The sequence below is a fragment of the Leifsonia poae genome (genome assembly GCF_050632865.1).
GTDB lineage: Bacteria > Actinomycetota > Actinomycetes > Actinomycetales > Microbacteriaceae > Leifsonia > Leifsonia poae_B.
Genome location: NZ_JBODSA010000001.1, coordinates 136,144 through 147,703, shown reverse-complemented (window position 1 = coordinate 147,703; position 11,560 = coordinate 136,144). Strand labels below are relative to the sequence as shown.

Annotated in this window: 9 protein-coding genes and 1 pseudogene; 2 read left to right on the top strand and 8 right to left on the bottom strand. The window is 71.5% G+C overall.

Annotated elements, in window-relative coordinates; all coding sequences use genetic code 11:
* The first annotated feature begins 57 nt into the window (after positions 1-57).
* Positions 58-1,508 (top strand): annotated as a pseudogene (locus ACRAWB_RS00700) (helix-turn-helix domain-containing protein).
* 8 nt (positions 1,509-1,516) lie between these two features.
* On the opposite strand, the gene ACRAWB_RS00695 reads toward ACRAWB_RS00700, so the two are convergent.
* From ACRAWB_RS00695 to ACRAWB_RS00660, 8 genes are all read right to left on the bottom strand, one after another.
* The gene (locus ACRAWB_RS00695) at positions 1,517-2,278 is read right to left on the bottom strand and encodes a 3-hydroxyacyl-CoA dehydrogenase (protein ID WP_431351608.1); all 762 of its coding nucleotides are present in this window, start codon (positions 2,276-2,278) and stop codon (positions 1,517-1,519) included.
* Positions 2,279-2,319: 41 nt separating this feature from the next.
* Entirely contained in the window at positions 2,320-3,510 is a 1,191-nt protein-coding gene (locus ACRAWB_RS00690) for a thiolase family protein (protein WP_431351607.1), read from the bottom strand.
* A gap of 1 nt (position 3,511) precedes the next feature.
* Complete coding sequence (locus tag ACRAWB_RS00685) at positions 3,512-4,975, bottom strand: NAD-dependent succinate-semialdehyde dehydrogenase (RefSeq protein ID WP_431351606.1); 1,464 nt, start codon at positions 4,973-4,975, stop codon at positions 3,512-3,514.
* Positions 4,968-5,483, bottom strand: coding sequence for an Lrp/AsnC family transcriptional regulator (locus tag ACRAWB_RS00680; RefSeq protein WP_431351605.1), 516 nt, complete (start codon positions 5,481-5,483; stop codon positions 4,968-4,970). The genes ACRAWB_RS00685 and ACRAWB_RS00680 overlap by 8 nt, the downstream gene beginning before the upstream one ends.
* A gap of 47 nt (positions 5,484-5,530) precedes the next feature.
* On the bottom strand, positions 5,531-6,262 hold the full coding sequence (locus tag ACRAWB_RS00675) for an alpha/beta fold hydrolase (RefSeq protein WP_431351604.1): 732 nt from the start codon (positions 6,260-6,262) through the stop codon (positions 5,531-5,533).
* Complete coding sequence (locus tag ACRAWB_RS00670) at positions 6,259-8,505, bottom strand: MMPL family transporter (protein ID WP_431351603.1); 2,247 nt, start codon at positions 8,503-8,505, stop codon at positions 6,259-6,261. The genes ACRAWB_RS00675 and ACRAWB_RS00670 overlap by 4 nt, the downstream gene beginning before the upstream one ends.
* A gap of 74 nt (positions 8,506-8,579) precedes the next feature.
* Complete coding sequence (locus tag ACRAWB_RS00665; RefSeq protein ID WP_431351602.1) at positions 8,580-9,152, bottom strand: isochorismatase family protein; 573 nt, start codon at positions 9,150-9,152, stop codon at positions 8,580-8,582.
* Positions 9,153-9,185: 33 nt separating this feature from the next.
* Positions 9,186-10,706, bottom strand: a complete 1,521-nt coding sequence (locus ACRAWB_RS00660; RefSeq protein WP_431351601.1) for a D-alanyl-D-alanine carboxypeptidase/D-alanyl-D-alanine-endopeptidase — start codon at positions 10,704-10,706, stop codon at positions 9,186-9,188.
* A gap of 89 nt (positions 10,707-10,795) precedes the next feature.
* On the opposite strand from ACRAWB_RS00660, the gene ACRAWB_RS00655 reads away from it, so the two are divergent.
* Complete coding sequence (locus ACRAWB_RS00655) at positions 10,796-11,401, top strand: RNA polymerase sigma factor (RefSeq protein WP_431351600.1); 606 nt, start codon at positions 10,796-10,798, stop codon at positions 11,399-11,401.
* Positions 11,402-11,560: the final 159 nt, after the last annotated feature.

Here is an 11,560-nt window from a genome sequence, read left to right as displayed (position 1 = left end):
GCCCTGAACCCAAGAATTCTGCTGCAAGAATCGCGATTCTTTCGCTATCGTGAAGCCATGACCTCCGCGGACACGGGCGACATCGATGTCGCCACTCTCGGGCACCGCATCCGCCACTTCCGGACGCAGCGCGGCATGACGCTCGACGACCTCGGCGCCGCAGCCGGGGTGGCGGCGAGCCAGCTGTCGCTGATCGAGAACGGCAAGCGCGAGCCTCGCATCTCTCTGCTCGCCTCGCTCGCCGCCGCCCTCGGCGTGCAGCCGGGCGACCTGCTCTCCGCCGAGCCGCCGGACGAGCGCGCCGCCCTCGAGATCGAGCTGGGGAGGGCCCAGCGCGGCTCGCTGTACGCCTCCCTCGGGCTGCCCGCGGTCAAGCCGACGAAGGGCACACCGACCGAGACGTTGCGCGCCCTGGTCGGCCTGCACCGCGAGCTGAGCCGCCGCGCCAGCGAGGCCATCGCGACGCCCGAGGAGGCCCGTCGCGCCAACACCGAGCTGCGCGAGCGGATGCGCGCGCAGGACAACTACATGCCCGAGATCGAGGAGCTGGCGGAGCAGCAGGTGCGCGCGTCCGGTCACGTCCGCGGCGCGCTCACGCATCGCGAGGTGAGCGTCATGGCCGAGCGGCTGGGCTTCGAGCTCATCTACGTCAACGACCTCCCCGGTCGGCCCGCTCGATCACGGACCTCGAGAACGGGCGCATCTACCTGCCGCCGGCCTCCATCCCCGGTGGCCACGGCCTGCGCTCGATGGCGCTGCAGGCGATGGCGCACCGGCTGCTCGGCCACACCCGGCCCGCGTCGTACGCCGACTTCCTGCGGCAGCGGCTGGAGATCAACTACTTCGCCGCGTGCTGCCTGATGCCCCGGGAGGCTGCCGTCGCGTTCCTGCGGCAGGCGAAGAAGGAGAAGGACATCGCGGTGGAGGACTTCCGCGACGCCTTCGGGGTGACCCACGAGGCGGCAGCGCTGCGGCTGACGAACCTCGCGACCAGCCACCTCGACATGACACTGCACTTCCTCCGGGTCGGCGACGACGGCGCGCTGTACAAGGGCTACGAGAACGACGGGCTGCCGCTGCCGACGGATGTGACGGGCTCCATCGAAGGCCAAGTGGTCTGCCGCAAATGGGGAGCCCGCAGCGCGTTCACCCACACCAACCGGACCACCGAGCTGTACCAGTACACCGACACCCCGGCGGGGACGTACTGGTGCGCTACACAGACCGGGACCACCGCGGAGGGCGGCTTCTCGATCAGTGTCGGGGTGCCGTTCGACGAGGCGAAGTGGTTCCGCGGGCGCGAGACGACGGCACGCGCCGAGTCGCGCTGCCCCGACGAGTCGTGCTGCAAGCGTCCGCCGGCGGACCTGTCGGGGCGCTGGGCGGGCAAGGCGTGGCCGAGCGCGCGCCTGCACGCGCACATCCTGTCGCCGCTCCCCCAGGGCTCATTCCCCGGCGTCGACGACTCGGACGTCTACGCCTTCCTCGAGGCCCACTCCGGCGCGTAGCCGCCGAGTTACTTGGGCTGCATGCGAATGGCACCGTCGAGGCGGATCGTCTCGCCGTTGAGCATGGGGTTCTCGACGATCGCGCGCACGAGCTGCGCGTACTCCGCGGGGCGCCCGAGGCGGGAGGGATGCGGCACCTGCGCGGCCAGCGAGTCCTGCGCCGCCTGCGGCAGCCCCGCCATCATCGGCGTCTCGAAGATGCCCGGTGCGATCGTCATGACCCGGATGAGGCTGCGGGCGAACTCCCGCGCCAGCGGCAGCGTCATCGCCGCGACGCCGCCCTTGGACGCCGAGTAGGCCGGCTGCCCGATCTGCCCGTCGAACGCCGCGACCGACGCCGTGTTGACGATCACGCCGCGCTCCTCCCCGACCGGCTCGGTCTGCGCGATCGCCGCCGCCGCGAGCCGCACGACGTTGAACGTGCCGATCAGGTTCACCCGGATCACCCGCTCGAAGTGCTCCAGCGGGATCAACCCCTCGCGCCCCAAGACCTTCTCCGCCGTCGCGATTCCCGCGCAGTTGACCACGACCCGCAGCGGCGCCAGCCCGGACGCGGTGTCCACCGCCGCCTGCACCTGCTCCTCATCCGTCACATCGGCGGGCACGAACCGCGCCTTCGGCCCGAGCGCGACCGCCGCCTTCTCCCCCTCGGATCGCGGGAGGTCGAGGATGACGACGTGCGCGCCCGCCTCGGTCAGCGCATGCGCGGTGGCGTTCCCGAGGCCGCTGGCCCCGCCGGTGACGAGGGCGGAGCATCCGTCCAGCTGCATGGTTCTCCTTCGAATCGGTGAGTGGATGTGGCGAGCGCCGGTCAGCGCAGCACTTCGATGAGGGTGGCGTTGGCGGTCCCTCCGCCTTCGCACATGGTCTGCAGCCCGTAGCGGCCGCCGCGCGCCTCCACCTCGTTCAGGAGGCTGGCGAGCAGCCGCGTCCCGGACGAGCCGAGCGCGTGCCCGAGCGCGATGGCGCCGCCGCGCGGGTTGAGCTTGGACGGATCCGCCCCGAACTCCTGCCGCCACAGCAGCGGCACCGGGGCGAACGCCTCGTTGACCTCGTACGCATCGATCTCGTCGAGGCCGACGCCACTGCGGTCGAGCAGCTTGCGGGTCGCGGGCAGGATGCCGGTGAGCATGAGCAGCGGGTCGCTGCCGGCGACCGCGAACGAGTGGAAGCGGGCGCGGGGCCGCAGGCCCAGCCGCTTCGCGGCGTCCCCGCTCATGATCAGCGTGGCCGATGCGCCGTCGGTGAGCGGCGACGCGTTGCCGGGCGTGATCTTCCACTCGAGGTCCGGGAACCGCTGGGCCAGCCGGTCGGTGCGGAACACCGGCTGCAGCTGCGCCAGCTTCTCGGCCGTCGTCCCCGGCCGGATGGTCTCGTCCGCGACGACGCTGCCCGAGTCGGGCGTCGGCACTCCCACCAGCTCGCCGTCGAAGGCGCCGTTGGCCGCCGCCCAGGCCGCGCGGCCGTGCGACTCGGCCGCGTAGTCGTCGAGCTGCGCCCGGCTGAAGCCCCAGCGGTCGGCGATCAGCTCCGCCGCGACGCCCTGGTTCACCAGGCCCTGCGGGTAGCGCGCCTTCAGCAGCTCGCCGCCGAGGGACGCCCCCTGCACGTTCGATCCCATCGGCGCGCGGCTCATCGACTCCACGCCGCACACGATGACCACGTCGTACGCGCCGGAGAGGACCCCCTGCGCCGCGAACGCCGCCGCCTGCTGGCTCGACCCGCACTGCCGGTCGATGGTGACCGCCGGCACGCTCTCGGGGAAGCCCGCGCTCAGCACCGCCGTTCGCGTGATGTTTCCGGCCTGCTCTCCCGACTGGGTGACGCATCCGCCGATCACATCGTCGACCACCGCCGGGTCGATGCCCGTCCGAGTGACGAGCTCGATCAGCACGCCCGCCAGCAGGTCGGCGGGGTGGATGTCGGACAGCTCGCCGTCCGGCTTGCCGCGACCCGAGGGGGTGCGGATCGCGTCGACGATGACCGCCTCCGTGCGCGCCATGTCAGGCTCCGAAGGGGTTCGGCGTCAGCGTGTACTTGGTGTTGAGGTATTCGTGGATGCCCTCGAACCCGCCCTCGCGGCCGAGCCCCGATTGCTTCACGCCCCCGAACGGCGCGGCCGCGTTGGACACGACCCCGACGTTGAGGCCCATCATCCCCGTCTCCAGCCGCTCGATCATCCGCTGGCCGCGGGCGAGGTCCTTCGTGAAGACGTACGAGACCAGCCCGAACTCGGTGTCGTTGGCGAGCCGCACGGCCTCGTCCTCGTCCGAGAACCGGATGATCGACAGCACCGGCCCGAAGATCTCCTGGCGCAGGATCTCGCTGCCCGGCCGCACATCCGTCACCACGGTCGGCTCGAAGAAGGTGCCGGTTCCGTCCACGCGGGAGCCGCCGGTGAGGACCGACGCGCCGCGGGTGACCGCGTCCTCCAGCAGCGAGGCGGCCTTGTCGATCGCGTCCTCGTTGATGAGCGGACCGATCGTCACGCCCTCCTCGGTGCCGCGCCCGACACGGAGCCCGTTCACGCGCTCGGTGACGCGCCGCGCGAACTCGTCGGCCACGTCCTCATGCACGATGAACCGGTTGGCCGCCGTGCACGCCTCGCCGATGTTGCGGAACTTCGCCAGCATCGCGCCGTCCACGGCCTTGTCGAGGTCGGCGTCGTCGAACACGACGAACGGGGCGTTGCCGCCGAGTTCCATGGACGTGCGGAGCACGTTCTCCGACGCCTGCTGCAGCAGCTTGCGCCCGACCTCGGTGGACCCGGTGAACGACAGCTTCCGGAGCCTCGGGTCGGCGATGATCGGGGCGGAGACCTTGCCCGACGTGGTCGTGGTGACGACGTTGAGCACACCACCGGGCAGCCCGGCGTCCTCCAGCAGCTTCGCGAAGTAGAGCGTCGTGAGCGGCGTCAGCTCGGCCGGCTTGATGACCACGGTGCAGCCCGCCGCGAGCGCCGGAGCGATCTTCCGCGTCGCCATGGCGAGCGGGAAGTTCCACGGCGTGATGAGGAAGCAGGGGCCGACGGGATGCTGGCTGACGATCATCCGCCCGGTGCCCTCCGGGTTCGCGCCGTAGCGGCCCTGGATGCGGACCGCCTCCTCCGAGAACCAGCGCAGGAATTCACCGCCGTAGGTCACCTCTCCGCTCGCCTCGGCCAGCGGCTTGCCCATCTCGAGCGTCATCAGCAAGGCGAACTCGTCCCGCCGCTCCTGCAGCAGGTCGAACGCGCGACGCAGGATCTCGCCGCGCTGCCGGGCCGGCGTCGCCGCCCAGTCGTCCGCGGCGGCGACCGCCGCATCCAGTGCCCGGATGCCGTCCTCGGGCGACGCGTCGGCGATCTCCTTGATGCGGTCGCCGGTGGCGGGATCGAAGACCGGGAACGTCCCGGCCGATCCGGACGTCCACTCCCCTCCGATGTACAGTCCGTCGGGCACGCGCTCCAGCAGAGCCTTCTCATCCATCCGTCGCATCCTCCTGTTTCGTATCGTTCGTCGCGTCGTCGCTCGCCACCGCCGCCTGCACGAGCGGAGCCGAGCGATGGTCGATGGCGGTCGTCAGGGCGATCACGGTCGACGTGTGCACGATCGCCGGAGCGCTCGCGATGCGCCCGATGACGCGCTGCAGGTCCCCGTTCGACCGCGCGACCGCGCGGATCATCAGGTCGCCGGGGCCGGTGATGGTGTGCACCTCCAGCACTTCCGGGATGCCGCTCAGGTGCTCGACGAGCTCCCGGCTCGGGCCGCCGTCGCCCTGGAGGTCGGCCGTCACGAACGCGGTCACCGGGAACCCCAGCCGCCCGGTGTCGACCGTCGGCGCGAAGTCCCGCACGATCCCGGAGCGCTGCAACCGGTCGAGCCTGGCCTGCACGGTCCCCCGGGCGACCCCCAGCCGACGCGACGCCTCGAACACGCCCAGCCGCGGCTCAGCCGTCAGCAGCGCGATCAGCTCGGCGTCGAGCCTGTCGACCATGCGGCCCTCCTTCGGTCCTCGCACATCGTACGACGCAGGGTACGCGCTCAGGACGGTCTGATCGAAGCTCCCAGGAACGGCAGGGCAGCCTGCTTGAACCCGCGCGCGCTCAGCGTCGTCACGTGGTTGCGCTTGGGCAGCGTCACGAGCTCCGCCCCGAGCAGCCGCGCCGCCTCGTCGGCACCGTCGGCGACCGGATCCGCGTCCCCCACCACCAGCATCGTCGGGACGGTGCTCGCCAGCGGCAGCGGGTGCCGCGCCATCCCGGCCGCGCAGGCGGCCAGCGCCTCCCGGTCGACGCCGGGCGCCGTGCGCAGGGACGCGAGGAGGGGCGCAAGCGGGCTGGAGGCGTCCAGCATCGACGCGTCGTCGCGCAGGGCGGCCTGCACCGCGGACACTCCCCAGCGACCGAACTGCTCGACCGTTCCGATGCCGCCGACGACGGTACGACGCACCCGCTGCGGCGCCATGCCGACCAGCGCGAGCGACACCCAGCTGCCCATCGAGTAGCCGATCAGATCCACCCGCTCGACGTCCTGCTCGTCCAGCACGGCCACAAGGTCCTGCGCGAGCAGGTCGGGCGAGTAGGCACCCGGGTCGTGCGGGGCGTCGCTGCCGCCGTGGCCGCGCAGGTCGGGCACGATCGCACCGCGACCGCCCTCGGCGAGCGCCTGCACCCATCCCGTCGCCTCCCAGGTCAGCGCGCCGGTGGAGGCGAAGCCGTGCACGAGCAGGACCGGATCGGCACCGGGGTGCCGGTCGACGTGGAGGTGCGTCATCCTCCCACTCTCGCCGACGCCTCCCCGACGGGCAAGCGCGGCGCTTGGTCGACCTTTGCGCGCTCGACGTTCGTCCGGTCGCGCCACAGCTTCGACGGCCACCAGATGGCGCGTCCGATGTCGTACGACGCCGCGGGCACCAGCAGGGAGCGGACGATGACCGTGTCGAGCAGCACGCCGAACGCCACGATGAACGCGATCTGCACGAGGAACAGGATCGGGATGACCGCGAGCGCCGCGAACGTCGCCGCCAGCACGATCCCGGCCGACGTGATCACGCTGCCGGTAAGGCCGAGGCCGCGCAGGATGCCGGGCCTCGTCCCGATGTGGAGGGATTCCTCCCGCACGCGCGTCATGAGGAAGATGTTGTAGTCCACGCCGAGCGCCACCAGGAAGACGAAGCCGAACAGCGGCACCGCGGCATCCGCGCCGGGGAAGCGGAAGACGTCGTTGAAGACGAGCGCCGAGACGCCGAGCGCGGCCGCGTACGACAGCACGACGCTGCCGATGAGCAGCACCGGCGCGAGGATCGACCGCAGCAGCAGCATGAGGACGATCAGGATCACCGCGAGCACGATCGGGATGATCTTCGCCAGGTCGCTCTGCGCCGTCTCGTTCGTGTCGAGCGCGATCGCGGTGACGCCGCCGACGAGCACCGAGCCGTCGTCGGAGAGGCTGCTCCGCAGTTCCTTCACCACGGACTCCGCCTCGGCCGAGTCGGGCTCGGACGCGAGGGTCGCCTGGATGAGGACATGCCCGTCCTTGACGACCGGTGCGGCCTCCGTCCCGGGCCGGCCGCCGCCGGTGTAGAACGCGGCGGAGGCGATCCCGTCGGTCTTCTCGGTCGCGGCGAGCACCGCGTCCCCGTCGGCCTCGGGTGCCACGATCAGCACGGGCGAGCCCGTGCCGGCGTCGAAGTGCTTCGCCACGACGGCCTGACCGTCGACGGCGTCGGACTGCGACAGGATGACGTCCGTCTGCTGCACGCCGTTGGCCTTCAGCTGCGTCAGGCCCAGGGCGCACGCGGCGAGCAGCACGAAGGAGACGATCCAGGTGACCCGCGGGCGCCGCGCGATCAGGCCGCCGACGCGGCGCCAGAGCCCGTGCACCCCCTCCAGCCCGGTGAGCGTGACACCCTCCGGGCGCTTGCGGGGCCGGCCGCCGACGACCGGACGGAACGGCCAGAACGACGCGCGCCCGAACACCGCCAGCAGCGCCGGCAGGAGCGTCAGCGCGGAGAACAGCGAGAACACGATGCCGATCGCGGCGATCGGGCCGAGGCTCTTGTTCGAGTTGAGGTCGGAGAAGAGCAGGCAGAGCAGCGCGAGGATGACGGTCGCCCCGCTCGCGAGGATCGGCTCGAACGACGCGCGCCAGGCGCGCAGGATGGCGACCCAGCGCGACGGCTCCTGCTCCAGCGCTTCGCGGTAGCGGGCGACGAGCAGCAGCGAGTAGTCGGTGGCGGCGCCGATCACGAGGATGGAGAGGATGCCCTGGCTCTGCCCGGAGAGCTTGATCCAGCCCCACAGCGCGAACAGGTACACGAACACGATGGCGGCGCATAGGGCGAATATCGACGTGAACAGCACGAGGAACGGCAGCAGCAATGCGCGGTAGACCAGCAGGAGGATGACGAACACCGCCGCGACGGCGACGAGGAGCAGGATGCCGTCGATGCCGCCGAAGGCGTTCACCAGGTCGGCGGTGAGCCCGGCCGGCCCGGTGACCCAGGCCTGCGCACCGTCGGGCCCCGCGTCCGCCACGGCGGCCCGGAGGTCGGCGACGACGTCCTTGACCTCCTCCGAGTCGGACACCGGCACGATGTACTCGACGGCACGTCCGTCCTCCGACGGGATCGGGCCGGCCACGCTCGTCGTCTCGCCGTCCGCCGGAGCCTGCACGCCCTTCACGTCGCCGAGCTTCGCCCCGAGATCGGCGTAGGTCGTGCCGAGTTCGCTCTTCGGGATGCTCTGGTCGGCTTCCACGACGACGATCGCCGGGATGGCGCCCGAGTCGGTGAAGCGCTTCTGCCAGTCCTGCACCTCGGTCGACTCGGCGCTGGCCGGCAGGAACGCCGCCTGGTCGTTGCTCGAGACGCCCGAGAGCTTGCCGAACGTGGGACCGCCGATTCCGGCGAGCGCCAGCCAGACCAGGATGAGGACGGTGGGGACGACGATCCGCAGCCAGCGGGCCGGCTCACGGATGGGGCGCTTCTGGGCGGTCTCCGCCGTCTCGGTCGACACTTAGCCTCCTGATTACTAGATGAGCTAGCAATCAGGATAGCCCGAAGCGACCAGGGCGTCCACGCCGGGCTGCCTCAGTCGACGAGTTCGGCTCCGGCGCGCGCCAGCTCCGCGAGCGCGGCCTCAGACGTCGCCGGTGCGACGCCCGCGACGAGCGACGTCAGGACGCGCACCGCCTGCCCGTGCTCCAGCGCATCCAGCGCCGACGCCCGCACGCAGTAGTCGGTCGCGATCCCGGCCACATCCACCGAGTCGATGCGGTGCTCCTCCAGCAGCTCGTAGACGGTCGCACCCGACTCGGTCCGCCCCTCGAACAGCGAGTAGGCGGGAACGCCCTGGCCCTTGTGCACGTGGTGGGTCACCCGGTCGGTCACGAACGCAGGGTGGTAGTCCGCGCCCGGTGTCCCGGCGACGCAGTGGACCGGCCAGCTGGTCTCGAAGTCCGGCTCACCGTCCGCGAAGTGGCCGCCGTTGTCGTTGTCGCCGTCGTGCCAGTCGCGACTGGCGACGATGATGTCGTACTCGTCGGCGTGCGCGCGCAGGTGGTCGGTCACGCCTTGCGCGACCGCCGCTCCGCCGTCGACCCCGAGGGCGCCGCCCTCGGTGAAGTCGTTCTGCACATCGACGATGAAGAGCGCCTTGCCCATCCGTCCTCCTGAGGTCGGTCGCCGGCTGACGGCTCAGCCGTTGGAGAGGTTGTCTCCGCATTGGTAGAAGCCGGCGACGAGGCTGTCGATCGCCTGCTTGGCATTGTCGCCGACGTTCCCCAGAGCGAACACGGCGAACGTCAGCGGTGTTCCGTCGGCGGAGTTCACGATGCCGGAGAGCGTATAGCCGTGGTCGATCCATCCGGTCTTGGCGAACACCGCGCCGCGGGCGACGGAGTTCGAGCCGGTGAATCGGTTGTAGCCCGGGCCGAGCGTGCCCGACTTGCCGGCGACCGGCAGCCCGTCGTAGACCACGCCGAGTCCGTTCTGGCGGTTCAGCACCTTGATGAAGAGCTGGGTGAGGTAGGACGGCGGCACCGCGTTGTCGTCGCTGAGTCCGGAACCGTCGGCGATGTGGATGCCCGACGTGTCGATCCCGTAGCCCTTCAGCCCGGCGAGCACACCGGCGTTGAGGGCGTCGAAGGTGTTGCCCGCGCCGTTCTTGATGGCGACCAGACGCGCGAGCTCTTCCATGATCGTGTTGTCGGAGACGCGCATGGCCTGGTCGATCAGGGTGGTCACGGGCTGCGACTGCACGACGCCGAGCTGGCGGGCTCCCGCCGGCGCGACGCCCTGGCTGACGCCGACGCTGGTGCCGAGGTACTGCTGGAAGTACTGCACCGCGCGGGCGACCGGGTCGGTGCTGCGCGGCGACTCCACCGCGGTCGGGTCGTCGCGGTCGCCATCGACCATGAGCGAGGTCATGTACGGGGTCGAGCCCTCGACGACGCGCTCCTCGCGCTCGTCCCAGCTGGGCTGCCAGAACGGCGCGCCGAAGAGGGAGGCGTCCACGACGATCGAGGTGATCGGCTGGCCGCCCATGGCCTGCTTCACCTGGTTCGCGAGGTCCTGGATCTTCGGGGCGCCGGTGTAGAAGGACGCCTGTCCGTCCGGAAGGCGCGAGAGGGTGACATCCCCTCCGCCCACGATGACGACCTGGCCGGGCGTGCTGCCCGCGACGACGGTGGTCGAGACGCGGTAGTCGGGACCGAGCGTGGCGAGCGCCGCCGCCGATGTCAGCGTCTTGAGGACGGAGGCGGTGGGCGCAGGCTTCACGCCGTTGCGGTCGAACAGGGTCTGACCGGTCTTGGCATTGACCACCTGCGCCTCGAGCGTCCCGAGCCGCCCGTCCCCGGCCAGCCCGGCGACCGAGCAGGTGCGGATGCGCGTCGCCGCCGCCTGATTCGCGGGGACCGGGCGCGCGGGATCCACCGTGGGGGTGGGGGTCGGCGTGGCCGAGCGGGTCGGCGTCGGCTTCGCGGTCGCCGTCTCCGGCGCACCGGCCGCGGCCGCGGGGGCGCCGACGGTGGCGCCCAGCGCGACGCTGCCCGTGCCGAGCAGGAGGAACGCGACGGCTGCGGCGGCCGCCATCCAGGTCTTGGGGTGCCGGCGGATCGTGGCCATCGCACCGGCGGCGACGCCGGCGGCACCGGCGGGTCGCGCGGCGGCTCGGCGCCCAGGACCAGTGGTGGCGGGCGGCTCCGATTCGTGCATCCGGGTATGCTACCTGGGCTTTCTGAATGCTGCGATTTCGCTTTGCGCCCGATCTGGAACCATCCGGGCCCGTCCGGACAGTAGAGGGTATGAGCACGGAAGAGTTCGACGAGGCCGCGGCCTGGTCGTCGGCACGCGGCGGGGACGGCCCCGCATTCGCGTCGCTGTTCGACCGGCACCGCGATCGCGTCTTCGGCCACGCGCTGCGGCTGACGCGCCAGCCGCACGACGCCGAGGACGTGACGGCCGCCGTCTTCCTGGAGGCGTGGCGCAAGCGCGAGTCGGTGCGGCTGGTCGACGGATCCATCATCGGCTGGCTGCTCGTCACGACGAACTACGTCGCGCGCAACCACACCCGCGGCCTCCGGCGCTACCGCACCGCGCTCGCGAAGCTCCCCGCTCCCGCGCCCCAACAGGACCACGCGCCCGACGTGGACGACTCCCTCGACGGCGCCGGACGCGACCGGCAGGTGCGGGAGGCATTCGCGAAGCTCAGCAAGCGCGACCAGGACGTCATCACGCTGTGCGTGCTCGAAGAACTGACCACCGCCCAGGCCGCGGAAGCGCTCGGGGTGCCGGAGGGGACGGTCAAATCCCGCCTCTCCCGCGCCCGCGCACGCCTCGCCGCGCTGGCCTCCCCGCTGGCGGCCGAACCCGGAACCGACTCCACGATCCTCGAAGGAGGTGCACGATGAGCACCACGGACTTCACCCCCGAACGCAGCGCCGCCATCCGCCAGCTGCTGATCGACACCGTCGCCGACGAGCCGCGCCGCCGCAAGCGCCTCCAGATCCTGCTGACCAGCGTGCTCTCGGGCGTCGCGATCGTGCTCGCGGGAGGAACCGCCGCGCTCG